Raw genomic sequence first — 25,904 nt, forward strand, 5'->3', positions numbered from 1 at the left:
TGATATCTTAATTTACGATAATAGAATGGTAGGAGTACTATTCAGTCTGGAGTAAGAATTGGAAATGTGCCCATGGCGTTCCGCCACATTTCCAATTCTTGCGGAAGATGGGAAAGTAAGTATATCCTCGTTCTAATTAATTTTTAAAAACATACGTTCTAAATTCGACTGTAGTTTTTCGCTCTAACCACAAAAATTTGCTACAATATAAACAGCTATTTTAAGTTAAACTAAATTTTTTACACAAAGATTTGAGGGATTTATAAATTGGACGATACTATGTTAAAAGGTCTTAACCCTGAACAACAGGATGCGGTTAAGGCTACTGAAGGACCACTTTTGATTATGGCGGGTGCGGGCTCTGGTAAAACTCGTGTTTTAACTCACCGTGTGGCTTACTTAATTGAAGAAAAAAATGTTATGCCATGGCACGTTTTAGCTATTACCTTTACTAATAAGGCTGCCAAGGAAATGAAGGAAAGAATTGGTAAATTACTAGATGAATCTGCTAGTGATGTGTGGGTTTCAACTTTCCACTCTCTTTGTGTAAGAATTTTAAGAAGAGATATTGATAAGATGGGCAAGCCTAAGACATTCACGATTGCTGACCCAAGTGAACAAAGAACTTTGATGAAACAAATCTTAACTAAGATGAACTTGGATCCTAAGCGTTATGATCCCCGAGCTCTTTTGGGAACGATTAGTAATGCTAAGAATGAATTGCAGACTCCAGAACAATATGCACAAGTGGCTGCTAGTCCTTATGAACAAACAGTAGCTAGTGTTTATGATGCCTATGCTAAGGCTATGGATCGTAACAATTCACTTGATTTTGATGATTTGATTATGACAACTAGTCAATTATTTGATGAGAATCCTGATGTTTTGGAAAAATATCAAGAAAAATTCCAATACATTCACGTTGATGAATATCAAGATACTAATGAAGCTCAATATAAGTTGGTCAAACAATTGGGCGCCAAATATCGTAATGTTTGTGTTGTTGGTGATGCTGATCAGAGTATTTATGGTTGGCGTGGTGCTAATATTCAAAATATTATGAATTTTGAAAAGGATTATCCCGAAGCAACAACAATCAAATTGGAACAAAATTATCGTTCGACAAAGACCATTTTGAAGGCTGCTAATGAAGTTATTAACCATAATTCCAACCGTAACCCTAAAGAATTGTGGACCGATAATAATGACGGTGAGAAGATTAAGTTCTACCGTGGTCAAAATGAGTCAGATGAAGCTTTATACGTCGTCGACCAAATCAAGAGTTTATTGTTACAAGGCTTTAATTATGGTGATTTTGCAGTACTCTATCGTACTAATGCCCAATCACGTACCTTTGAAGAGAAGCTTATGCAAGCCAACATGCCTTATAAGATTATTGGTGGGCATAAATTCTATGATCGTAAGGAAATCAAAGATGTTTTGGCTTACTTACGTCTAATTGCTAATCATGATGATTCAATGAGTTTTCAACGTGTTATCAACAGTCCTAAGCGTGGTATTGGACTTGGTACAATTGAAAAGTTACAAAATTATGCTGATGAACATGGTTGGTCACTACTTGAAGCAGCCGAAAATATTGAACTATCACCATTAGCAGCTAAACCTAGAAAGACAATCGGCCATTTTGCTAAAGTAATGGATGATTTAACAAAGTTAGCTGAAACAGAGTCAATGACTATTTTGATGAATCATTTATTGGAAGATTCAGGTTATGTTGATGATTTGAAGCAACAAAATAATTTGGAATCACAGGCTCGTGTGGAAAATATTGAGGAACTTCTAACAGTTACAACTCAATTTGATCAAGCTTACGAACCAGATCCTGAAGTTGATGAAACTCGTTTGACAACTTTCTTGACAGAATTATCATTGGTCAGTGATCAAGATGATATTGAGGAAGAACAGACTGAAGTTACATTAATGACTTTGCATGCGGCTAAAGGACTAGAATTTCCAGTTGTCTTCTTGGTAGGTCTAGAAGAAGGCATTTTCCCACTCGGTCGTTCACTTCTTAAAGAAGATGACTTGGAAGAGGAACGTCGTTTAGCATACGTTGGTATCACTCGTGCTGAAAAGAGATTATACTTAACTAATGCTTATAGTCGTACACTTTATGGACGTACACAGAACAATCCAACATCTCGTTTCGTTGAAGAAATCAATGAGGATGCGCTGGAACAAGTTAACCCTAATGCAGGTAATCTTGGTGGTAGCAAACCAAATTATCGTCAACGTCGTCATCGTGCCGCCACAGCAGCAACCTTTACCTCACCAACTTTGAAAGCCAAAGGTGCTCAAGGTGCTGAAAAATTGAGTTGGAATGTGGGTGACAAGGTTGAACACAAGAAGTGGGGTCAAGGAACAGTTGTTAAAGTTAACGGTGAAGGTAAAAATGCTGAATTAGATGTAGCCTTTGATAGTCAAGGTATCAAGCGACTATTAGCTGAATATGCACCAATTAAAAAAGTAACTGATTAATAAGGGGTGAGAGCATGGCTGAAATAACTAAATCTCAAGCTAGTCAAGAATTAGATGAAATTCGTCCTCAACTGAATAGTTGGCGTGATGCTTATTACACAAAAGATGCTCCTGTAGTTGAAGATAATGTCTATGATAAGCTTTATAATCGTTTGCTAGAATTAGAAAAAATGTATCCCGAATTGATCACTCCTGATTCACCTTCGCAACAAGTTGGGGATCAAACTTTACCAGATTTTAACAAGGTAACGCATGATATTCCAATGCTTTCGATGGGGGATGTTTTTTCCGAAGCTGAACTAGCAGAGTTTAATGATCGAATTGAAAAAAATGTTGGACATGAAGTAGATTATAATGTTGAATTAAAAATTGATGGCTTATCTCTTTCATTAATTTATGAAAATGGTATCTTGGTTCAAGGTTCAACTCGTGGCAATGGAACGATTGGTGAAAATGTAACGGAGAATGTTAAGACTATTAAAGATATTCCTCAAAAATTAAGTCGCCCGTTATCATTTGAAGTTCGTGGTGAGTGTTTCATGTCGAAAAAAGAATTTTTACGTTTGAATCAGGAACGTGAAAGTCAGGGACATCAAGTTTTTGCTAACCCAAGAAATGCCGCTGCTGGTAGTCTTCGTCAGTTGGATCCGAAGATTACGGCTTCTAGAAAATTAGATACATTTATGTATACGATTGTTACATTTGACGGTCTAGAAGTTACAACACAACATCAGGCTCTAGAAACATTGAAAGAATTAGGTTTTAATGTTAACCCTACAGCTCAAGTTACTACCGGATTGAAGGGCGTTAAAGATTTTATTGAACATTATGGTGAAATTAGAGATGATCTTGATTACGGAATTGATGGTGTCGTTTTAAAGGTTAACGATTTAGCTTTGCAACGTGAACTAGGCAATACTGTTAAGGTCCCCCGTTGGGAAATTGCATATAAATTTCCACCAGAACAAGCTGAATCAATCGTTCACGATATTACTTGGACTATTGGTCGGACAGGTGTTTTGACACCAACTGCGGTAATGGATCCAGTAAGTCTTGCTGGGACAACTGTTTCACGTGCGACATTACATAATGAAGATATGATTCGTCAAAAGGATATTCGTATCGGTGATACAGTTTTACTGCATAAAGCCGGTGATATTATTCCTGAGGTTTCGCAGGTTGTATTGAGCAAACGACCAAAGGATTCTGTTCCTGCTGAAATTCCTACCCACTGTCCTTATTGTGGTTCGGAGTTGATTCATCTAGAAGATGAGGTGGCCTTGCGTTGCATTAATCCCAAGTGTCCAGCCCAAGTTAAAGAACAGTTAACACATTTTGCTTCTAGAAATGCGATGAATATTGATGGTTTAGGTCCCAAGATTGTGGAACAGTTATATACGAAAGAATTAATCAAGGATGTTGCTGATTTATATAAATTGACTGCAGATGATCTAGCTACTTTAGATGGTTTCAAAGAAAAATCAATTAATAACTTATTGACGGCTATTGATAATTCCAAGGCTAATTCGGTTGAAAGATTACTATTTGGCTTAGGTATTCGTCATGTTGGTGCTAAGGCAGCAAGAATTTTATCTGAGCATTTTGGCGATTTAGATAGTATAATGAAAGCTTCGTCTGAAGAAATTCTTGAAGTTAATACTATGGGTGAGATAATTGCTAATAGTATTTCAACTTATTTTGAAAATGATGATGTTAAAAAGTTGATAAATGAACTAAAATCAGTAAATGTTAATATGAATTTTATCGGTAGTTCTAATTCTAATGAAACAAATAGTCATTTTACTGATAAAATAATTGTTATAACCGGAACCTTAAAAAATTATAAACGTTCACAATTATCAGAGATTTTGGAGAATCTTGGTGCTAATGTTACAAGTTCAGTTACTAAGAAGACCGATATTTTAATTGCGGGTGAAAAAGCCGGCAGTAAATTAGCCAAAGCTCAAAAATTGGGAACAGAGATTATTGATGAAACAACATTATTCGATTATTTGGATAATGACAAAGAGTAGGAGAACAGTTTTGAAAAAATTCTTAAAAACTACATCGTTATTGCTGATGTGTGCACTACTTTTATCTGCCTGTGGTAACTTACAAAATTCGAGTTTGTCATCAGGTGGTGGAGATACAGGTAAAAGTACAGTTCAGACAACATCTTCATCTGACTCAAGTAGTTACGATGTTTTGTTAAGTGGTGGAAAATATAAAACTAGCCCTATTTCAGGACTTACTGCTGCTGATAATTCTAATCAATTTAATAGTAGAAGTTTCGAAAGTGGCTTGATGAGTTTGTCGAAGAAACAATTTTCAACTAATTCATATGTTTTCCAAGAAGGTCAAGTATTATCCGCTAGTACAGTAACTAATTGGTTGGCAAGAAAGTCTAAAAAGAATTCATCTGGTTTGAATCCTGCATCAAATGGTTCAACTGATGAGACTAAACGTGCACCAATGTATTTCCAACAAATGTTGGAAGAAGATTACCTTACTAAACAGGATGGCAAATATAAACTGGCCGGAATGTCGATCGGTATTGCAATGAACAAAGTTGATTATTATCAAAAGAAGCAATACGGTGCTACTTACAAGACAACTATTAGTACTGAACAACAAAAGGAACAAGGCCAACGTATTGCTCAAGAGGTTGTTAAACGTCTAAGAGCAAATAAACAAGTTGGTAATATTCCGATCGTTGTTGGTTTGTATTCCGTTGCTCCAGAGGATACATTAGTAGGTGGAACATATTTCCAATATGCTGTAAGCAAGAGTAGTTCTTTAGGTAATTGGTCTACGTTAGGTTATAAGAATCAAATGTTACCAACTGTTAATGGTGAGAATGCTATTAATAGTAGTGATTCAGATGCCTTTACCAATTTTAAAGACAACATTCAAGATTATTTCCCTAACTTATCAGGTGTAACAGCTCAAGCACATTATGATGGTACTAATTTGAAGTCGATGGATGTAACTATCAATACTCAATTTGATGGTTTAGCTCAAATTACTAGTTTTACACAATTTGTGCAACAAAGTGCTTCGAAGTACTTACCATCTGGAGCTGATTTAGATATTAATATTCAAACAGTTGATGCACAACAAGCTGTTGTTACTCGTACTAATGGTAAGTTCAATTCACACGTTTATAATGCAGATTAAAAAGGAGAAACTTATGATTTCAAAAGATGAAATTTTGCACGTTGCCGCATTGGCTAACTTGAAATTTGAAGATAGTGAAGTTGATAGTTTTGTTAGTCAATTGGACAAAATTGTTAACATGGAAAGTAAGCTATCTAGTGTTGATACAACTGGTGTTGAACCAACATATAATATGGGTGACACTAATACTGTCTTCCGTGAAGATAAGGGTATTCGTACTCAAACTAGAGAACAAATGCTTGAAAATGTTCCGGAAACTGATAACAACCTTATCAAAGTTCCAACAATTGTTGACAAGGAGGATGATGAATAGTGGACATCAAAAAAGAAACAATTGCTTCTTTACATGACAAATTGGTCAATAAAGATGTAACTGCTGAAGAATTAGCTAATGATGCAATTAACAAAATTAATGCTAATGAAAAGAAACTTAATACATTTATTACGGTAAATGATAAAGCTCCTGAAGCTGCTAAAAAAATTGACGAAGATGGTATTAAAGGACCTTTGTCAGGTATTCCAATTGCATTTAAGGATAATATCGTAACTAATGGTATCAAGACTACTGCTGCAAGTAAGATCTTATACAACTTTATGCCTGTTTACAGTGCCACAGTCTTAGAAAGACTAGAAGCTGCCGGCGCAGTTGATATTGGTAAGACTAACTTGGATGAGTTTGCTATGGGTTCATCTACTGAAACATCATATTTTGATACTACTGTTAATCCTTGGGATCTAAGTCGTGTTCCTGGTGGTTCTTCAGGTGGTTCTGCTGCTGCTGTTGCTGCTGGCGAAGTTGTAGCTGCTTTAGGTACAGATACTGGTGGTTCAATCAGACAACCTGCTGCCTTTAACGGTATCTTTGGTATCAAACCAACTTATGGTCGTGTATCACGTTGGGGTGTTATTGCCTTTGCTTCAAGTTTGGATCAAGTCGGTGTACTTTCAAAACGTGTTGAAGATTCAGCTACTGTTCTTTCAGCAATGGCTGGTCATGACGAACATGATTCAACAAGTTCTGAAAAGCCAGTTCCTGATTATCGTGCAAACTTAAGTAAAGATATGAGCGGCGTTAGAATTGCTGTTCCTAAGGAATTTTGGCATGAAGGTACTCATCCAGAAGTTCTAGAAAATGTTAATAAGGCATTAGATGCATATAAGAAGATGGGTGCTACTGTGGACGAAGTTAGTCTACCTTCATTGAAGCATGCTGTTGAGGTTTACTATGTTCTAGCTTCTAGTGAAGCTTCATCTAATCTTCAAAGATATGATGGTGTCAGATATGGTTTCCGTGCTAAAGATGTTAAAAATATCAAAGACTTATTTGTTAAATCAAGATCAGAAGGATTTGGCGATGAAGTAAAACGTCGTATCATGCTTGGTACTTTTGCTCTATCAGCTGGTGCATATGATGCTTACTTCAAAAAGGCTGCGGAAGTTAGAACACTCTTCATTAATGAAATGAATGATGTTCTTAAAGACCATGATTTGATTATGGGACCTTCAACAACGACACCTGCTTTCAAGATTGGTGAAAAAGTTGATGACCCATTGGCAATGTACATGAACGATATCTTAACAATTCCTGCTAACTTGGCTGGACTTCCAGCTGCTTCTGTTCCGGCAGGACTTGCTGACGGATTACCTGTTGGTCTACAAATTATTGGTCGTCCATTTGATGAACAATCTGTTTTCAATGCTGCTTACGCATTGCAAGAAGAAAATAAATTCTATGAAAAAATACCAACTGCACTCAAGGGGGAAGACTAATGAATTTTGAAACAACTATCGGACTAGAAGTCCACGTTGAGTTAAAGACAAAGTCCAAGATGTACAGTCCTTCACCAGTTGCTTATGGTGCTGAATCTAATATCAATACCAACGTTATTGACTTTGGTTTTCCAGGAACATTACCAACTGTAAATAAAAATGGTTACCGTTTAGGTGTCATGGTAGCTTTAGCTCTAAATGCTGAAATTGAACATCATACTCACTTTGATCGTAAGAACTATTTCTATCCAGATAATCCCAAAGCTTACCAAATTACACAACAAGATAAGCCATTAGGACATGATGGTTACATTGAGATCGAAGTTGATGGTAAAAAGAAGAAGATCGGTGTTGAAGAACTTCACGTTGAAGAAGATGCTGGTAAGAATACCCACGGTAACAACGGTTATTCATATGTTGATTTGAACCGTCAGGGTACACCTTTGATTGAAATTGTTTCAAAGCCTGATATGCATTCACCAGAAGAAGCTTATCAATATCTTGAAAATCTACGTAAGATTGTTCAATTTACTGGTGCTTCCGATGTTAAGATGGAAGAAGGTTCAATGCGTGTCGATACTAATATCTCTATTCGTCCTGTAGGATCAAAGGATTATGGTACTAAGGTTGAGTTGAAAAACTTGAACTCATTTAACCATGTTAAGTTAGGTCTTGCCTATGAAGAGCAACGTCAAGCTGCTATTTTGAAGCAAGGTGGACATATTGATCAAGAAACAAGACGTTTTGATGAAAAGACTGGCGAAACATTCTTAATGCGTGTTAAGTCTGGTGCTGATGATTATCGTTACTTCCCAGAACCAGATCTACCAGATTTTGAAATTTCACCAGAGTGGATTTCAGAGATCAAAGCTAACTTACCTGAAACAGCTGCTAAGAGACGTGAGCGTTATATCAACGAATTAGGTATTCCTGAATATGATGCAGGCGTTCTTACAGATACTAAGGAAATGTCAGATTTCTTTGATGAAGCTGTTTCATATAAAGCTAATCCAAAACTAGTTTCTAACTGGTTAATGGGTGAAGTTAATGGATATTTGAATGATAAGAAAATCGGCTTGCTCGATACTAAGTTGACACCAGAACACTTGGCTAAGATGATTAATTTGATTTCAAATGGTACAATTTCTTCTAAGATTGCCAAGAAAGTCTTCCAAGAAACAATTAGTAATGGTACTGAACCTGAGGAATGGGTTAAGTCTAAGGGACTTGTCCAAGAATCTGATCCAGCCGTATTGAAGCCAATGATTTTGGAAATTCTTGATAATAACCAACAATCAATCGATGACTTTAAGAATGGTAAAGATCGTGCCGTTGGTTTCTTGATTGGACAAATCATGAAACAAACACATGGACAAGCTAATCCAAAGGTTGCTAATAAGCTATTGATGGAAGAGTTAAAGAGTCGTTAGTGAGGGAAAGATATGCGTCGTGCTAGACTTATTTATAATCCAACTTCAGGTCATGAGACCATGAACAGTAATGTTGGGGACATTTTGAATATTATTGAAAAAGCTGGTTATGAGGCTAGTGCTTACCGAACTACACCAAAAAAGAACTCAGCCAAAAATGAGGCCAGAAGAGTAGCAAAAGAAGGTTTCGATTTAGTCGTTGCTGCCGGTGGTGATGGAACTATTAACGAAGTTGTTAATGGTATTGCTGATTTAGAGCAACGTCCAGAATTGGCAATTATTCCTGCCGGAACAACTAATGATTATGCTCGTGCCTTAAAGATTCCACGAGATGATGTTGTCGAAGCTGCCAAGGTTATTTTAAAGGGTCAAAAATTACCAGTTGATATTGGTCAAGCAGGTAAGAAGTACTTTATTAATATTGCCGGTGGTGGCTCAATGACTGAGTTAACCTATGAAGTACCATCAGCTTATAAATCTATTTTGGGTTATTTGGCTTACTTGGTTAAGGGTGCGGAAATGTTACCTCGAGTTAGTCCAGTTGACATGCACATTGAATATGACGATGGTGTTTTTGATGGCAAAGCCACAATGTTTCTAATTGGTTTAACTAATTCAATTGGTGGTATGGAACAAATTGCCCCTAATTCAGTTATTGGTGATGGAACTTTCTCTTTGATTATTGTTAAAGAAACTAATTTAAGAGATTTAGTTCATTTAATTGCTTTAGTCCTAAATGGTGGTCGTCACGTTTACAATCCTAAGGTTATTTATACTAAAACTAAACGAATTTCTGTTCATGCAAATGATGAAAGTCGCTTGATGGTTAACCTTGATGGTGAGTACGGTGGGGATGCACCAATGGAATTTATCAATTTGCATAATCATTTGAACATTTATGCTAATGTTGACTCAATTCCGCTTAAAGCACGTGATACTCCAACGCTTAGTGAAAAAGATGCTGGCGAGAAGATTATCGAAGAAGAACGAAATCTTGACAATAAGAATAAAAATAAGAAATAAAAAAGAAATTGGGAGTGTATCAGTTTTGAACACTTCTTTTTTCTATGTATAGGTGAAAAATGGAAAAACCAAACTTAAAAAAGAATCAAAAATTAGATTTAGATATTCAAGACTTATCATATGAGGGTAAGGGTGTTGCTAAGGTTGATGACTTTACACTTTTTGTTGATAATGCTTTGCCTGGTGAAACAGTTAATGCTGTGATAACTAGAATCAATAAGAATTTCGGCTTTGCGAGAACTTTGAATGTTGTGAAGGAATCTCCTGATCGTGTTCATGATATTGATGCTGTTTATGCACAAACAGGAATTGCTCCATTGAGCCATTTGAAGTACGACAAGCAACTTGAATTCAAACGTAATCAAGTTGTAACTGACTTCAGTAAAATGGGCTTAAAAGACATTACAGTTAATCCAACTTTAGGTATGGAATCACCATTTAATTATCGTAACAAGGCTCAAGTACCTGTTCGTCAAGTTAATGGTAAGTTGACTACTGGATTCTATCGTCGTCGTTCACATGACCTAGTACCAATGGAAAACTTCTTGATTCAAGATACTAAGATTGATGAAGAAATCATCAAGGTACGTGATATTCTTCGTAAATACAAGGTTCGTGGCTATGATGAACAAAATCAAAAAGGTCAAATTAGAACAATCATGGTTCGCCGTGCTTACTTTACTAATGAAATGATGGTAGTTCTAGTTTCAAGAACTCGTGATATTTCACATTACAAAGATATTGCTAAAGAAATCATGGATAATCCAGAAGTTAAGTCATTGTACTTGAATGTTAATTCAAAAAATACCAACGTTATTTTCGGTCAAGAAATGACCTTATTAGCTGGTAAGAAATATATTGATGATAAGATCTTAGGACACAAATATCGTATTTCGCCAAGATCTTTTTACCAAGTAAATCCAGTTCAAACACAAAACCTTTATCAATTAGCTATTGATAAAGCTGAATTGACTGGTAAAGAAGAAGTAGTTGATGCCTATTCAGGTATTGGTACAATCGGTCTTTCATTGGCTAACAAAGCTAAACACGTTACTGGTATTGAAGTAATTGAGGACGCCGTTAAAGATGCCGATCAAAATGCTAAATTGAATGGTATTGAAAATGCTGACTTCGTTGTTGGTAAGACAGAGGATGTTTTGGATGAGTGGGCTAAAAACAAGATGTCAGTTGATGTCTTGATGGTTGATCCTCCACGTAAAGGTTTGGCAAATTCATTGATGGACTCATTAAAGAATATCAAACCAAAGAAGATCGTTTATATCAGTTGTAATCCAGCAACTCTAGCACGTGATCTATCATTGTTAAGTGATACATATAACATTGGTGATGTAACACCAGTTGATATGTTCCCAATGACAAATCACATTGAAAGTGTTGTTGCTTTGACAAAGAAGTAGAATGTTCCATATTCTCAATTCTTGTTTGAGATAATTTTTTTAAAAGGTGTCCATATCAATCGAACTTAAACGGTTAATATGAACACCTTTTTTGCAATCATATTTAATCAGCAAATTTATTCATAAAAAGATAAAACTCGTGTAATATTTGACTGAGGAAATTCTTGAATTAGGGATGATAAGATGAATTATATAATCGGTATCGGTGCCATAGCTTTAGGCATTTGGCAGTTAATAGTTTCTAAGCAGTATTTTGATAATATGAAAAAACAGTCAACACCAATGATATTTTCATTGATTGCGGTAATTTTTAGTATGCTTTTTGGAGCTTTTGCCATTGTTTTTGGTGTTCTTCGGATCTTTCACTAACGTTAATCGGTAAAAATGCTACGTTCATAAGTATTTTATGTTTCACTTATTATTTCTGAAATATAATGTCTTCATGATCAAGAATCGAGGGAACATTATGGAAGAATTTATATTGGATCGTAATACAATTTTTTTAGGTGATAATTTAAGAGAATGTCGTAAGCAACGTAATTTATCAGAACGTGAAGTATCAAAAATGTTGCATGTAGATATTACGACCATATCCAAATATGAGCATAATACTAGAACTCCCGATATTTATATGATGATGCGATTTGCCGATGTTTACGGTGTTAGTCTGGATACTTTGGTTGGCAGATAAAGCTGTTTCAAAAATTTAAATAGTAATTAAATAAGCCTCTCATTTAGAGTTTGTAAAATACTCTGAATGGGAGGCTTTAATCGTTTTTAGACATTAATTTAATTAGTTCTTTGTTTTTTCTGAATGAAACTTCACAGGTTGAACCGTCGATAAAGGATAATATTCTGGTCTTGCTGTCGTAGTTAATAGTATTGTCGAGGTTGACTAGGAATCCTCGATTGCAACGAAAGAGATTAGGATAATCTTTTTCAAAAGTATTTAATGAACCATTGAATTCAGCTAATTGGTATTTGGTAATGATGAAAATTCTTCCAGGTACATCTTTGTTAGTGTAAAGCATAATAACATCATCCATTAAAATTGAAAAATAACGACTTCCGATTTTGTAATCTAATACGTTTTTTGATAAATGATTATACTCGCGCAATTCATGTTGAGTTTTCTGGATATCATCAGTGATACTCTGTTTGATGTTTTCCAGACCATTATCTTTTAAAATGTAATCCATTGGGGCAATTTTTCGTTCTAATGTCGTTAAGGATAATTCGTCATGAGTTGTTATGAAAACTATCTGTGAGAGTGGAGAATTTTGACGAACTTTCTCGGCTATTTTTAAACCGGCAATTTTATCATTCAAAATTTCCATATCTAAAAAGTAAAGTGCTTGTTTTTTTGGATTATATTGATTGAGAAAATCAGTGGTAGTTCCAGCAACTACTTCTAAAAACATATTAGCGTCGTTAATTAAAATACCATTGTGAATGAATTCAGCGTATTTATTTCGTTGTAGTTCGTTGTCTTCTAGTAAGTAAATGGGATACATTCAGTTACCTCCAACAATAATTAGTGTCATCATAAGATGACCATGGATAGTTTTGGTTTCTAAATAAAGATTGTCAGATTCATTGATTAGTTTTCTGACATTGGCTAAACCGAAGCCTGAATGATTTTTTTTGGTCGAATAGCCACTTTGGAAAATATCTTTCAGGTTAATATTTTCATTTAATGGATTATCGATTGTAATCTCAGTAGTATTTTCAGTTTGGGTAATAGCACAAGTAACCTCTTTGTCGGCAATCTCTTCAACATACTCAAATGCATTGTCGATTAGAATACCTAGAATACGGATGATAATTAGAACTTCATTTTTAAATTGATAATGCTCCTGACTCAATTCTAGATGAAAATCGATTTGACGACTTTTAGCAATAAAGAATTTCTGAATGATTAGGCCACGAATTAGATCGTTGTCGATAGCTTGAGCCTGAGAAATATTACCTCGACTGACTAAGGACATTTCGCTTTTTTCCTTAGTGATATCGCGATAATAATCCTTCAATTCTTGAGAATCACTTTGATCAATAATCGGCTTGATAGCTAACATGATGTTTTGAAAGTCGTGTTTAAATTTTCGAAGTTCAGTGTACTGTTGTTGCACACTAGTTAGATATTCATTTAGTTGTTTATTGTAAGTTAATTTTTCCCGAGCTTCATTTTGAATCGCAATCGCATGAACGAAGACGGTCAACTGATAGTAAGCGAAGATCAAAAGGATGGAGAAAATTAGAATTAAGCTGGCTTGAATAGTAGCCGTCACGGATTGGAGATCACTAATGATCATAATAACCATGAATGAAATAAAGATTCCCAGTGATAAGACTAAAACACGTTTTCCTAGATGATACTTTTCAATTTGAAGCCATAATTTAATGGTTTGATAACGAAAATGTTCGAAAACTAAGATAACGATGAGTAGATAGAGCAAGTTGATGACTAAAGAAATTGGAATAAAGTACTCTTGATAAGTTTCCAAAAGAGTTAAGCGCCATTGGTTATAAGCAATGAAAAAGAGAATTCTAGCTGAGTAGGTTCCCAAACTAAATAGAACCAATTCAATATTGGCCGCCATGATCAAGGAAATTGAGTTTTGCATATTGGCTCGATATTTTTTAACGCACCAATTAAAAATCAAAATGGCACCAATAAAAAAGAGTACAAATAGTTCATCAAAAAATAAACCGATGTAACCAAAGACTAAAGCCAAGGCTATATCGGCAAGAAAAAATCTGAGTGAAAATTTTCTAATAAAATAATGTTTTAATTGTAAAATTGCGAACAGCATAAAAAAGTTTGCAATCCATTCAAGTTGCCAGTCTATATATACCATAAACTCATTGTATTTAAAAAAACGGCTTAATACAAGAATTATTGCGAGGCAATGGCACTTTGTTTACTATCGGGTGAATTAGGATTGTAGACACCGTTACCGATTATATATTGATGAAAGATGGTAATAAATTGGTTACTAGCAATCATATCAGAGTGTTGTGCTTTGTTACCGGTTAAAGTGATCAATGTATAGTGCTTTGCCTGACTTTCATAAATATATTTACCAGCATCAACACTTCCTAATGGTACGATGCCATCATCAGAATATAATTGAGTCCCGGCGATGGAATAATAAGTCATATTATTAGGTATTTTATCCCGTTTTTTAATTAGATCATTGAGCATTTGCGTGTGGTTGGAGGTGTTTTTTTCTTCAAAGTTATAGGGTGTTCCAACGGTTAATAGTTGGTTGATATTTAAGTTAGAGTCATTGAAATCGTTCTCTAAGAACATCGTCCAAATTAGTCCACCATTGGAATGACCTAAAGCATTGAAACTGTTGAAACGATAGCGTTTCTTAATAGCATTGAATGCAATATTGAACCAACGAGCCTGCTTCTTAATATTGGAATAGCCGTCTTCGTTATTTTGAAAACCGACAACAAAGAAAGGCTGTGTGTCATTAGCTCGAATTTTACCGCTATATGTAATTGAATCATCAGTGTGAACGGTTAATTTTAAGATACTGTGGTGTTCACCATACTTATTATTGATGGTTTTAACTAAATCATCGAAACGGTTGGCAGAAGCGCTACTACCAGGAATCATGATGATTGGTGTCATTGGTGAATTGTAACGACCGGCCAAAGTTGTAACATTCTTTCGCGTCCAAATGTAAGATGGAATTCCTAAAATAATAAAGAATAGCAGCATAGCGATTAAGTATTTGAAATTTTTATTTTTTCTTAAAGTACGTGTGTGCATCAGTTAGCACCTTCTTCAAGACTCAAATTATCAAAGTCCTTAACTTTAATGGCCATTTTGACAAAGGGAATATAAATATAAACGGAAATTATGATAGCTAAAATGGAGAATATTAAGGCCTGCCAGCTACCATTTGTCCCAATGAAGGCAATTGACCCGGAGTTCCAATCGGCACAGGATAGACGCTAGGGGGCATTAAATGTAATTGAATTGCTAAAGCTGCCATGGTCATATTAGCAATAGGTGCCAAGATAAAAGGAATCAGAAAAATAATGTTGAAAAGTATTGGTATTCCGGTCATGAGACCACTACTAATGTTGAAAAGACTGGGAATAATCGCCCAACGTGCGACTGTTTGAAAATCTTCATCTTTAGCAACTATCAGAATAGCAATGATCAATCCTAGAACAGCACCAGTTCCGCCGAAAGTCGCGAAAGCATGATAGAGAGCCGAACTAGTAAAGGGATTGGGAGCATTCCAAGCGGTGTGTTTATTTAAAGCATAGTTTAAGTTAACGGTTGAAAGAGTGTCCATTTTTTCAGTGCCAGCAGATGAATAAGTGCCGGACCAACCAAAGAATGACATAACCAAAGTATAAATAGAAAAAATAAAAGTTTTGAATAGTTGACCTAAAGGACTTTTTGAGGTGTACTCGGAAGCAAGCGCATTAATGTAATTGCCAGGAGCTTCGGCATAGTAGGTGACGTTGATTAGAGTACTAAAGAGCATCGCAATTAGCAGTGAAATAACGATTGGTTTAGCAGAAATAAAGGAACGCTCGATAACACTTGATGCGCCGCCCAGTTTGGCATAATCAGGTACGGGACGACTGGTCTTTTTAAAAATCCAGCCGATGAATATTCCTAAAATAATGGCTAAAAGTAAGCCGTGCATGCCTAATATTTGTGGATGAAAAGAAAATATTTGAACTTTGGAATAACTGTAATCGATAATCAATAGAGCACTCATAGCGGTGATACCGGCCAATTGATCATCACGATTGAAATGTTTGGCGGTATATTTGGCAGCTCCGAAGATAGCAATCACTGAGATCCAACCTAAAGATAAGTTGTATAAACCGGTAGTAATATTATCAATTTGCCGATAAATAAAGTCGTTACTCAAGTCAGGAAAGACATCGGTTAAAAAGCCTTCCTTACCAATAACGACAGTTTGAATTATTTTGACAAAACTTCCAAATAGGGCAAAGGGAAAGATCAAAAGTAATGTACGTTGGATTACACGGTAGATAAAAAATTTTTGAAGCTTAAGAGTTCCCAAAATTAATTTTTTTTCGAGTTTATTATTGAATTGAATTTTCATAAGAAAACACCTGCATTGACCGTTATATATATCAGGAAAAGTATAACGCAAATAAAAAAAGCCGCCATCATAGCGACCTCTTTTTATTGAAATAATGAATATAATAAACTGGTAAACCTAGTAAGGTAATTCCAATTCCCATTGCAGCTAAACCGGGTTGACGGAATAAAGTGGAAATAATGATATAGGCTCCACCAGCTAAGGCAATAATTGGTGGTATTGGATAAAAATTGATTTTATAAGGACGTGTTAGTTCAGGTTCTTTCTTTCTTAAAATGAAGACACCAATGAACATCATTACTGAAAAAATCCACATAACGAAAACTAACATATCAGTTAAGTAATCGAAACTACCCATAAAGATCATGGCAATAGCAATAACTGTTTGTACTAAGCCGGCATTAGCTGGAACACGTGTATTCTTAGTTAATTTACCAAAGAATTTTGAAAAGACGATTTCATCATCAGTTCCTAGAACATAAGGAACGCGTGCACCGGTCATTGTATAGCCATTAACTGATCCGAAGACGGAAATAAGGATACCAATGGTAACAATTTTTCCACCAACTTCACCGAAGATACGAATAGCAGATTCGGAAGCAGCATTTTGATTACCGGGAATCAAATGGAATGGCAGTTCTTTGATAAACACAAAGCTGATTAGAACGTAAATTAATGTAATAGCGAATAGTCCTACGATGATTGACTTAGCTAAATCCTTTTCAGGACGTTTCATTTCACCAGCTAGACTACCAACATTCATCCAACCATCAAAGGCAAACATAGTTGCTAATAGTCCGCCACCCAGCGAAGACCAAAAGTTAGCATGACTACCGGAAGTGATTGGAAAAAGTGAAATGGAATTGCTTGAAGGTGTGAAAATACCTACGATAATAATTAAAGCGATGGGAATCAATTTAGCAATTAAAGCAACTGTTTGAATTGTGGCACCAACTTTAGCTCCTAGTAGATTAACAAGATAAAGAAAGATGGCTAATGAAATGGCAATCGGTATTTGCCAAGTAGAAGAAATGTTACACAAATTCATAACTTGTGTGGCAAAAATGATTGATAGAGCGGAAATTCCTGCTGGATAATAGATAACTGATTGTGCCCAAGCAAGTAGAAAAGCTGGAACTTTTCCATAAATATATTCGATGTATTTGTAAATTCCGCCAGCAACTGGAATAGCTGAGGCTAATTCAGCAACTGTCAATCCAGCGTTGATAGTGATAAAACCAGCAAGCAACCAGACAAAAATGGTTAAACTAGCGCTTCCGGTGGCTGCGGTGACACTAGAGATCTTGAAGAAAACTCCACCACCGATAACGAGCCCCATTACCGTTGATAGTGCTGGAAAGAAACCAAGGTCTCTCTTCAGACTGAATTTATCTGTTTTCTCGTTCATAAAGCAAAACTACCCCCTCAAATGGTTTAAACTGCAATTATATACCATATTGATAGAATTCAGGTACTTTTTTAGTAGTAATTGCGCTTACATATAAGTAAAATTAAGGCGAGGTGATTTTATGATAAATTTAGGAATAATTGGAACAAATTGGATTACAGAACAATTCGTTAATGCGACAGATGAGACGAAAGCTTTTTCGTTAACACATGTCTATTCCAGAACTGAAGTTAAGGCAGATAAGTTTATTGAGGATCTTCAAAAGAAGAATATTGCTATTAGTACGGATTTAGAAAAATTTTTTAGTAGTGATGACTTTGAAACTGTTTATATTGCTTCTCCAAATGGTTTACATTTCCAACAAGCCAAGATGGCTTTAGAACATGGAAAAAATGTTATTGTAGAAAAACCTAGTACTTCTACTGTTAGAGAATTCACAATTTTAGATGATCTGGCACATGAAAAAGGACTTTTCTTATTTGAGGCTGCACGTCATATTCACGAACCTATCTTTAAAAAGATTCAAAACTATGTTGAAGACAATTATGATGAATTGAGTGGAGCTACATTTTCTTATATGAAATACTCTAGCCGTTATGATGATTTTAAGGCTGGAAATTTGCCTAACATCTTCAATCCTAAATTTTCAGGTGGAGCTTTATATGATTTAGGTGTCTACACTGTTTATGATGCCGTTGTACTATTTGGACAACCTGATTCTGTAAAGTATGTTGCTGAAATACTTTCATCAGGTATAGATGGAAGCGGAAGTTTGACATTAAAGTATCCTAAGTTTGATGTTAATATCTTGATCGGTAAAACTAAGAATTCATACACTGATTCAGAAATATATTTTGATAAAAAAACTTTATTGATGGACAGTGGTGGTGACATTACTCATGTTCAATTAGCCGATGATAATAAGAATATAACAACTATTCCAACTGTTAAGAGTGAGAACCCAATGGACTCTGAGGCAAAAGAATTTGCACGAATTATGACTGAAAATGATCAAGAAACTTATGAAAATCTCTTGAAGTACGCTAGAATTGTAAATAGAATTCTAGAACAAGCCCGGACAAGTGCAGGACTTGTTTTTGGAGCAGATGAGGATAAGTAAAGTGGAAATACCAAAATTATATCAAGATTATTTTAAACAAAATCAATTTAGTGCATTAACTAAGATTCAAGAGGCCGTCTATCTACCTTTCAAAGAGGGCAAAGACTTTGTTGCCATGGCACCAACTGGTTCCGGTAAAACCTTGGGCTTTGTAATGCCAATGTTAGAAACCTTAGTACCAAAAGATGGATTGCAAGTGTTGATTTTAGAACCTTCTCAGGAACTGGCAATGCAAGTTAGAGATGTTATTCAACCGCTAGCTAAATTAGTAGACTGTAAAGTACAGGCAATTACTGGTGGCGCTAATCCCCAACGTCAGTTGAAAAAGTTGAAAGAAAAGCCAGAGATTATCGTTGCTACCCTAGGACGATTAAATGAATTAACACAGGCTCGTAAGGTGAAATTAGGCAAGTTAAACACTGTTATTGTGGATGAAGCCGATGAAATGTTGAACGAATCAAAATTGGAAACGGTCCGTCAAACAATTGCGCAAATGCCAGCTGATGTTCAAATGACTTTCTTCTCAGCTACTGGTAATGAAATCTTTAAAGATATGCATAAATGGTTTGGACAAGATTTCGATATTATAGATCAACGTAATGATACTACCTATACAGCAGGGATTAAGCATTACTTTATTGATGCTAATAGTGAATTTATCAAAAATGCATTAGTTCGTGAGTTGGCTCATAACAAGAAATTCTTGGGAATAGTTTTTTTCAATAACTCTCGTTCGTTACATAAAGCTATCAGTGATTTGAATCATAACAAAACTAATTTTGTATCTTTAGATAGTAAAATGTCATCACAACAACGTAAATCAGCGATTCAACTCTTTTCTACTAAAAAAGTTAATTTGTTGTTAACAACTGATGTGGCTGCTCGTGGAATGGATATTGACAATATCACAACGATTGTTAATTATATGGTTCCTAGGGATGAAAATGAATATGTTCATCGTTCTGGTAGAACCGGTAGAATGGGTAAGAGCGGTATTGTGCTTACTTTTGGTAATAGTCATGATTTGAAGAACATGCGTGAATTTACTAATGTTGAAATAAATAAGGCTTACCTCAAGAGTGATGGCACACTCTCTAATAAACCTGTTGCTCGTAAAAAGACTGTGGTTGGTCATAAGGATAAACCTAAGACTAAGAAACGGTTACGTGATCAAAAAAATAAAGGTAAGCGTCATAATAATAAATAAGCTTTTTTGCAAGCTTGGTTGTTATGGAGTTAGGTATTGTAAAATTTAAATAATTAAATAAGAGCAGTCTCTATTAAGAAATTCAAGTACATAGTATATGTCTTGAGTACTTAATAGGGACTGCTTTTTTTGAACGGGTAAACGGTTCTATTTATCATTTTCCAGTATTGAATAATTATGCATGTGAGATATAATTTTCTTATAGACGTTTTATTGGTTAATTAAGATTTGGTCCCTTGGCCCAGTTGGATAGAGCAACTGCCTCCTAAGCAGTAGGTCCCCGGTTCGATCCCGGGAGGGATCATTGTTTTGAGTATATGAAAAATATTGGAGATGAATTTAGTAATCGAACGATTAACAGATTTACCCAATATTGGTAAGGTTTTAAATGAACAATTGTCTAAAATTGATGTAACTGATGCGGCTACTTTGAAGAAGTTGGGAAGTCAACAAACTTTTTTGAAATTAAAGTCTTTAAAGGCACCAGATAGATTCTATTGTATTCAAATGTTGTATTCTTTGGAAGGCGCCATTCAAGGTGTTTCTTATACGAAGTTGCCTTCTGAAAGGAAAACAGAACTTTTAAATTTTTTTAGAAAAAATAGTTAAATTACTCATGTCTAGTGAATTAGATGTGAGCTTTTTATTATTATAAAGAGGTTAAATTATGAAAGAAATTAAATGTAGCGATACTTTATCTATTAGCAATCATCGTGTATTTTCATCTGATTTAAATGAACACGGAACTGTATTCGGTGGTAAAACTTTAATGATTGTTGACGATAATTCTTCGATTTCGGCTTCACGACTAGCTCGAATTGAGACGGTCACAGCATCGATTGATCAGGTTAATTTTATTTTGCCATTTGGGTTACAGGATTCGATGTGTACGGAATCTTATGTTTCTGGGGTAGGTAGAAGTTCAATTGAAGTATTTACAAAGATTATCGGTGAACATTTGAAAACAGGAAAACGCTTTTTGGGATTGACTTGTTTTTCTACTTTTGTCGTAACAGATGAAGATATTTTTTTGCCAAGAATTGTTCCTGATAGTGCAGAGTCCGAATATGTTTGCAGTGACTACCATGAGCGTCAGGGTGAACGTTTCAAAAAATTATTGGGGCAAGAAGGATTTAATAAAAATATTAGTTTGCAATTTCCATGGCAAACAAAAAAAGACGCAGAATAATATCTACGTGGTTCTTTCTTAAACTTGGTTGTAACTAAATATGAACTAATATAGTTGAAATATGTTGTTGTCCGCAAAAAAAATCTGTGGGCTACTGAAACGTGGTGGACACAATTTTTTACTATCGACTAGTCCTTTAGTTCTAGTATTTTTAATCTACGAATCTAGAAACTTTAAGTCAAAAAAGCGGTCTCCATTAAGTATTCAAGATATATCCTTTACTTGAATTTCTTAATAGAGGCCGTTTTTTATATTCGAGAAATAATTGATTTAATTAGTTTCCGTAGTTAGGATTTCCTCTCGCAGAGATTGAAAATCTTGACTTGAGAAAGATTTGTTCAGTGATTTATTGACCACTTCAGAGGCTTCTTTAAAGTGTTCAATACCGGATTTGGTAATCTTTAGGCAAACCTCTTTTTGATTATCGTCACTGTGATAACGAATGATTGGTTTGCAATCCTTATTTTCTAACCGTACAGCCATTCGTGAGACAGCCGCCGCACTTAATTTGAGTGAATCTTTAATTTCGAGCAAACTAGCTTTGGAGTCATATTGATCGTAGAGGTAGTGCAAAAAGCTGAATTCAACAGGTGACAAATCATATTTAGCTAATACTTTTTCCAATTCCATTTGGACGTCATTTTCAAAATGTTTCATGTTTAACCAAGTACATAGATTCGAAGTATGATTCATATTTATCACCCCTAACGTTAGATATTAACTTTTATGTATTATGGAACAAATCAATTGCTTGCGCAAGAAAATAATTTTTATCGAGGGATCGTTTGTTAAATCCACGATGTCAGCTTTTTGCTATACTAATCGTAAATAAAAAAATAGTTGAGGGGATATAAATGAGTTTTTATTCGTATCAATATTTAGTGGAACATAACAATGAACCGAATTTTTTATTCATTATAGGAGTTCTAATACTTGCAACAGCTATTTTTATAACTAGTTACTTGTATTTTAAAAATCGATCTGACAATAAATATCGTGATTTGTTGATTATCTTTGGCTTGGGAATTTTTTTGTTTATTGGTATTAATTACAATAATTATGAACAACAGTTGGATATCAATAATAAAACTAATCAAACTTTGGGCTTGATGCAATCTGTTGCTAAAGATAAAAAAGTTTCGAAGAATAAACTGTATTCCAATAGTTCTAGTTTGACAGAAGGAATGTTGATTAAAGCGGGCAAGGATATTTATCGGGTTAGTTTCGATAATAATTTGAGTAGTTATACACTTTCAAAGGCCAATATAATTAGCTCACAAAAAATACAATTGATAAAAAAATAGGTGGCATAATGGTATTACAATACGGTGATTTGACTTTAAAATTTATTATAGGTTTTTTATTCATGGTCTTGCAGATCAATCTGTTTGGACGAGGGAATATTGCTCCGACAAGTGCAATTGATCAACTTCAAAACTATGTCCTTGGTGGAATTGTTGGTGGTATGATTTACAATTCCAGTATTACGATTCTACAATTCACTTTGGTCTTGTTGATCTGGACATTGGTAGTCTTTGTTGCTAAATTTTTGACTAATCACAATAACTTCTTTAAGAAGGTTATCGAAGGTACTCCACAGATAATTGTGAAAAATGGTCATATTGATGTTAATTTGGCTTTGAAAAATGGTTTGTCAGCTAATGACCTATCTTTTAAATTGCGTCAGGCAGGAGTTTTGGATGTTAGAAATGTTAAACGTGCTGTCTTTGAACGTAATGGACAGTTAACGATTATTTTAAAGGATGAAGATAGTTTTAAATATCCATTGATTTTGGATGGCAAGATCGATATGGAAGAGTTATCAACATCGGGTAAGGATGAAGCTTGGGTTGAAGAAGAATTACAAAAACGCCATCTGAGTGTGTCAGAAGTTTATATGGCTAATTATATTAATGGTGAACTAGTTATATATAGATATTAATTTTTTTAGGTTAGCCAAAATTTCGTTTTAATGTGAAGACAACTGTATTAGAATGAAAGTGTAATAACATTTGGTGGTGATAAATATGGCAAGTGGTTCTAAGGCTTTCTCATTGATCATGCTAATTTTTTATGCAATTTTATTGTATTTTGTCTTTGCTGATAAGAACATGATAGCTATGTATATGATGGCTATCGGTATGTTTGTTGAGGCTTTAGTAAATTGTGTTTGTACGTTTCAATCAAAAACTAAATAGGGTGGCGATTATAAATGTCAGAAACAAAAGTTTACAATAATTATTTCTTTGATGAACCAGTATTTGATTTACACGATGGAGGTTATGTTCCATTAGAAAAAGTGGATATGCCTGATCATCCATTGAATATTCCTGCTGCTTTGAAGCCAGACAAGGTAGAAGGAAATGATGTTTATTACACGATTACAGCACAAGAAGGTGAAACACAGATTTTACCTGGTGCTAAAACTAAGACATGGGGCTATAACGCTTCATTATTAGGTCAAACAATCGTTTTAAAGCAAGGTGTTCACTATCATGTGCATCTTGTTAACAAATTACCAGAAGTTACTACTTTCCATTGGCATGGACTAAATGTTACTGGACCTATCGTTGATGGTGGTCCACATGCTCCGGTTTATCCAGGCGGCAGTCGTGATATTGACTTCACTTTGGATCAACCTGCTCAAACTGATTGGATTCATCCACATCCATGTCCAAATACAGCTCGTCAAGTTTGGAACGGTTTAGCTGCAGCGGTCGTAGTAACTGATGATGAAGAAGCTAAATTGCCTTTCCCACGCAATTATGGTGTTGATGATATTCCAATTATTTTGCAAGATAGAAGTTATCATGACAATCAATTAGATTATAAGAAGGATTATGATATTGATGGTACTTTGGGTAAATATGCTTTGGTCAATGGTACGATCAATGGTGTCTTTGATGTAACGACTCAACGAGTTCGTTTAAGAATCTTGAATGGTTCTGATCGTCGTGAATGGCGTCTTCATTTTGATGATGATCATGGGTTTACTCAAATTGCTTCAGATGGTGGTACTTTACCAGAACCAGTTAGATTGACTAAGTTAATGTTAACTTGTGCTGAACGTGCTGAAGTTATTTTGGACTTTGGTGATAAGAAGCCGGGTGACGTAGTTACTCTAATGAGTGATGATATGCCAATTATGAAATTCAAAATTGGTCAATATGTTCCAGATGATGTAAAGCTTCCAGAACATCTAACAACAATCGATGCTCCAGAAGTAACACCTGGACTACCTGTTACTCGTACAGTTATGTCAGGAATGGACGATCAAGTTAGACTTGATGGTAAACTCTTTGATATGCAAAGAATCGACCGTCGTCAAAAGATTGGTGACACTGTCCTCTGGGATGTTGTAAATACCAATGATATGGATGGTGGAATGATTCATCCATTCCATATGCATGGTTGTCAATTCCTTGTTATTAGTCGTAATGGCAAAGAACCATATCCTAATGAACATGGTTGGAAAGATACTGTGGGTGTTAATGCTGGTGAAACAGTCAGAATTGCTGTTCAATTTACTAAGTTTGGTGTTTACATGTATCACTGCCATATTCTAGAACATGAGGATACGGGTATGATGGCACAGATTGAGGCTTATGATCCTAATCATGAACATAAGTATCATTTATTAAGTATGGATGAAATGAATCACCCAAAGAATAAATAAAGTCTCATTGACAACGTTTTCAGTCTAATTTAAACTAATTCTTAGTAATTAGGCTGTAAGTAAATAGACAATACCAATTACAAAGTTGGCATTGTCTATTTTTATTTTGGGGGATATGAGATTGGAAGATAATAGTTTTAAGAAGCGGTTAGGATTCCTAATTTTTGCAATTGTATTGGATGCTTTTGCTAATGCACTAATGATTGACAGTAATATGGGAAGTGCCGTGTGGACGGCCTCAGCAGTCAATATTTCGACGTTACTACATACTAGTTATGGAACAACGTTGTTTATCTATGCTGTTATTGTAACGATTGTTAATCAACTGTTATTAGGAAAATTTGATGGTCATATCTTTGTTTCTAATTTACTGTTCTCATTACCATTTAGCTATTTAGTTGGTTTTTTCAGTGACATTTTAAATCCACTCAATTTAAATTATCTTCCTATATATTCACGTTTCTTGGTTGATTTATTAGGTTTGATTTTTGTTTCAATGGGAACTTCAATTTATCAAAGATGTAATTTAATACAACATCCTAATGATGAAATGGCCTATCTATTGAGATTCAAATATTTACATGGTTCAGCCGGATGGGGACAGTTAGTTAGCTATACACCGCCAGTGATCATCATGATAATTTGTTTCATATTGACAGGACATATCTTGTCAGTTGGTATTGGAACTATTTTGGCGATGTTCTGCCAAGGTATAATTATTGGAATATCGGATAAAATAGTTGTTCCTTCGTTGAAGCATCATTACTCATTTTAATTGTTATAAAAATGATATTTTAAAAATAATATAAGTTATTAAAAAAAGAGGCGAATTTTATAATCAAGTTAGCCACTTTAGAAAAATGACAAAATAAAAACACC

General features: G+C 34.9%; 25 protein-coding genes and 1 tRNA gene. 20 read left to right on the forward strand and 6 right to left on the reverse strand.

From position 1 onward, the window contains the following. Positions 1 to 279 precede the first annotated feature (279 nt). From pcrA to FD33_RS07195, 10 genes are all read left to right on the forward strand, one after another. Positions 280 to 2,499: a DNA helicase PcrA gene (pcrA, locus tag FD33_RS07150; RefSeq protein WP_034543950.1), complete on the forward strand. Its 2,220-nt coding sequence runs from the start codon at positions 280 to 282 to the stop codon at positions 2,497 to 2,499. Between the two features lie 14 nt (positions 2,500 to 2,513). After that, complete coding sequence (ligA, locus tag FD33_RS07155) at positions 2,514 to 4,532, forward strand: NAD-dependent DNA ligase LigA (protein ID WP_025084870.1); 2,019 nt, start codon at positions 2,514 to 2,516, stop codon at positions 4,530 to 4,532. A 10-nt stretch (positions 4,533 to 4,542) separates the two neighbouring features. Then, positions 4,543 to 5,676, forward strand: coding sequence for a CamS family sex pheromone protein (locus FD33_RS07160; RefSeq protein WP_025084869.1), 1,134 nt, complete (start codon positions 4,543 to 4,545; stop codon positions 5,674 to 5,676). Between the two features lie 13 nt (positions 5,677 to 5,689). After that, positions 5,690 to 5,989 carry an Asp-tRNA(Asn)/Glu-tRNA(Gln) amidotransferase subunit GatC gene (gene gatC / locus FD33_RS07165; protein WP_025084868.1) on the forward strand — a complete coding sequence of 100 codons (300 nt, stop codon included), beginning with the start codon at positions 5,690 to 5,692 and terminating at the stop codon, positions 5,987 to 5,989. Next, on the forward strand, positions 5,989 to 7,446 hold the full coding sequence (gene gatA / locus FD33_RS07170) for an Asp-tRNA(Asn)/Glu-tRNA(Gln) amidotransferase subunit GatA (RefSeq protein ID WP_025084867.1): 1,458 nt from the start codon (positions 5,989 to 5,991) through the stop codon (positions 7,444 to 7,446). Before gatC ends, gatA begins: the two co-directional genes overlap by 1 nt. Then, positions 7,446 to 8,876, forward strand: coding sequence for an Asp-tRNA(Asn)/Glu-tRNA(Gln) amidotransferase subunit GatB (gene gatB, locus FD33_RS07175; RefSeq protein WP_025084866.1), 1,431 nt, complete (start codon positions 7,446 to 7,448; stop codon positions 8,874 to 8,876). The genes gatA and gatB overlap by 1 nt, the downstream gene beginning before the upstream one ends. 12 nt (positions 8,877 to 8,888) lie before the next feature. Then, complete coding sequence (locus FD33_RS07180) at positions 8,889 to 9,899, forward strand: diacylglycerol kinase (RefSeq protein ID WP_025084865.1); 1,011 nt, start codon at positions 8,889 to 8,891, stop codon at positions 9,897 to 9,899. A gap of 59 nt (positions 9,900 to 9,958) precedes the next feature. Next, the gene (gene rlmD / locus FD33_RS07185; RefSeq protein ID WP_025084864.1) at positions 9,959 to 11,317 is read left to right on the forward strand and encodes a 23S rRNA (uracil(1939)-C(5))-methyltransferase RlmD; all 1,359 of its coding nucleotides are present in this window, start codon (positions 9,959 to 9,961) and stop codon (positions 11,315 to 11,317) included. 183 nt (positions 11,318 to 11,500) lie between these two features. After that, positions 11,501 to 11,686, forward strand: a complete 186-nt coding sequence (locus FD33_RS07190) for a hypothetical protein (protein WP_025084863.1) — start codon at positions 11,501 to 11,503, stop codon at positions 11,684 to 11,686. Between the two features lie 97 nt (positions 11,687 to 11,783). Further along, complete coding sequence (locus FD33_RS07195; RefSeq protein ID WP_025084862.1) at positions 11,784 to 12,008, forward strand: helix-turn-helix domain-containing protein; 225 nt, start codon at positions 11,784 to 11,786, stop codon at positions 12,006 to 12,008. Between the two features lie 76 nt (positions 12,009 to 12,084). Here FD33_RS07195 and FD33_RS07200 read toward each other — a convergent pair whose 3' ends face one another. From FD33_RS07200 to FD33_RS07220, 5 genes are all read right to left on the reverse strand, one after another. Continuing rightward, positions 12,085 to 12,831: a response regulator transcription factor gene (locus FD33_RS07200; protein ID WP_056955870.1), complete on the reverse strand. Its 747-nt coding sequence runs from the start codon at positions 12,829 to 12,831 to the stop codon at positions 12,085 to 12,087. Continuing rightward, the gene (locus tag FD33_RS07205) at positions 12,832 to 14,052 is read right to left on the reverse strand and encodes a GHKL domain-containing protein (protein ID WP_159102810.1); all 1,221 of its coding nucleotides are present in this window, start codon (positions 14,050 to 14,052) and stop codon (positions 12,832 to 12,834) included. 161 nt (positions 14,053 to 14,213) lie between these two features. Continuing rightward, on the reverse strand, positions 14,214 to 15,101 hold the full coding sequence (locus FD33_RS07210; protein WP_025084860.1) for an alpha/beta hydrolase: 888 nt from the start codon (positions 15,099 to 15,101) through the stop codon (positions 14,214 to 14,216). 112 nt (positions 15,102 to 15,213) lie between these two features. Further along, positions 15,214 to 16,425, reverse strand: a complete 1,212-nt coding sequence (locus FD33_RS07215) for a PTS transporter subunit EIIC (protein ID WP_227005269.1) — start codon at positions 16,423 to 16,425, stop codon at positions 15,214 to 15,216. A 67-nt stretch (positions 16,426 to 16,492) separates the two neighbouring features. Continuing rightward, positions 16,493 to 17,833 (reverse strand): APC family permease, encoded by a 1,341-nt coding sequence (locus tag FD33_RS07220; RefSeq protein WP_025084859.1) that lies wholly within the window; start codon positions 17,831 to 17,833, stop codon positions 16,493 to 16,495. Between the two features lie 121 nt (positions 17,834 to 17,954). Between FD33_RS07220 and FD33_RS07225 the strand changes: the two genes are divergently transcribed. The 5 genes from FD33_RS07225 (at position 17,955) to FD33_RS07245 (ending at position 21,349) form a co-directional block, all read left to right on the forward strand. Further along, a complete protein-coding gene (locus tag FD33_RS07225) occupies positions 17,955 to 18,953 on the forward strand; it encodes a Gfo/Idh/MocA family protein (RefSeq protein ID WP_025084858.1) in 999 nt (332 codons plus the stop codon). Position 18,954: 1 nt separating this feature from the next. Beyond that, positions 18,955 to 20,160, forward strand: coding sequence for a DEAD/DEAH box helicase (locus tag FD33_RS07230; RefSeq protein ID WP_025084857.1), 1,206 nt, complete (start codon positions 18,955 to 18,957; stop codon positions 20,158 to 20,160). Between the two features lie 230 nt (positions 20,161 to 20,390). Next, positions 20,391 to 20,464, forward strand: a tRNA-Arg gene (locus FD33_RS07235). Positions 20,465 to 20,493: 29 nt separating this feature from the next. Continuing rightward, positions 20,494 to 20,769 carry a TfoX/Sxy family protein gene (locus tag FD33_RS07240; protein WP_034543938.1) on the forward strand — a complete coding sequence of 92 codons (276 nt, stop codon included), beginning with the start codon at positions 20,494 to 20,496 and terminating at the stop codon, positions 20,767 to 20,769. 58 nt (positions 20,770 to 20,827) lie between these two features. Continuing rightward, positions 20,828 to 21,349 (forward strand): acyl-CoA thioesterase, encoded by a 522-nt coding sequence (locus FD33_RS07245; protein ID WP_025084855.1) that lies wholly within the window; start codon positions 20,828 to 20,830, stop codon positions 21,347 to 21,349. Between the two features lie 270 nt (positions 21,350 to 21,619). Here FD33_RS07245 and FD33_RS07250 read toward each other — a convergent pair whose 3' ends face one another. After that, positions 21,620 to 22,042, reverse strand: a complete 423-nt coding sequence (locus tag FD33_RS07250; protein ID WP_025084854.1) for a transcriptional regulator — start codon at positions 22,040 to 22,042, stop codon at positions 21,620 to 21,622. Positions 22,043 to 22,203: 161 nt separating this feature from the next. Here FD33_RS07250 and FD33_RS07255 point away from each other — a divergent pair, with 161 nt between their 5' ends. From FD33_RS07255 to FD33_RS07270, 5 genes are all read left to right on the forward strand, one after another. Then, the gene (locus tag FD33_RS07255; RefSeq protein ID WP_025084853.1) at positions 22,204 to 22,653 is read left to right on the forward strand and encodes a DUF3290 domain-containing protein; all 450 of its coding nucleotides are present in this window, start codon (positions 22,204 to 22,206) and stop codon (positions 22,651 to 22,653) included. A gap of 8 nt (positions 22,654 to 22,661) precedes the next feature. Further along, the gene (locus tag FD33_RS07260) at positions 22,662 to 23,291 is read left to right on the forward strand and encodes a DUF421 domain-containing protein (RefSeq protein WP_025084852.1); all 630 of its coding nucleotides are present in this window, start codon (positions 22,662 to 22,664) and stop codon (positions 23,289 to 23,291) included. A gap of 85 nt (positions 23,292 to 23,376) precedes the next feature. Continuing rightward, entirely contained in the window at positions 23,377 to 23,547 is a 171-nt protein-coding gene (locus FD33_RS12795) for a nitroreductase family protein (protein WP_170206964.1), read from the forward strand. Positions 23,548 to 23,561: 14 nt separating this feature from the next. Beyond that, the gene (locus tag FD33_RS07265; RefSeq protein WP_025084851.1) at positions 23,562 to 25,025 is read left to right on the forward strand and encodes a multicopper oxidase family protein; all 1,464 of its coding nucleotides are present in this window, start codon (positions 23,562 to 23,564) and stop codon (positions 25,023 to 25,025) included. Positions 25,026 to 25,146: 121 nt separating this feature from the next. Further along, positions 25,147 to 25,800, forward strand: a complete 654-nt coding sequence (locus tag FD33_RS07270) for a YczE/YyaS/YitT family protein (RefSeq protein WP_025084850.1) — start codon at positions 25,147 to 25,149, stop codon at positions 25,798 to 25,800. Positions 25,801 to 25,904 lie beyond the last annotated feature (104 nt).

Origin of the sequence: Companilactobacillus paralimentarius DSM 13238 = JCM 10415, assembly GCF_001434985.1 — a bacterium.
GTDB classification, from domain to species: Bacteria; Bacillota; Bacilli; order Lactobacillales; family Lactobacillaceae; genus Companilactobacillus; species Companilactobacillus paralimentarius.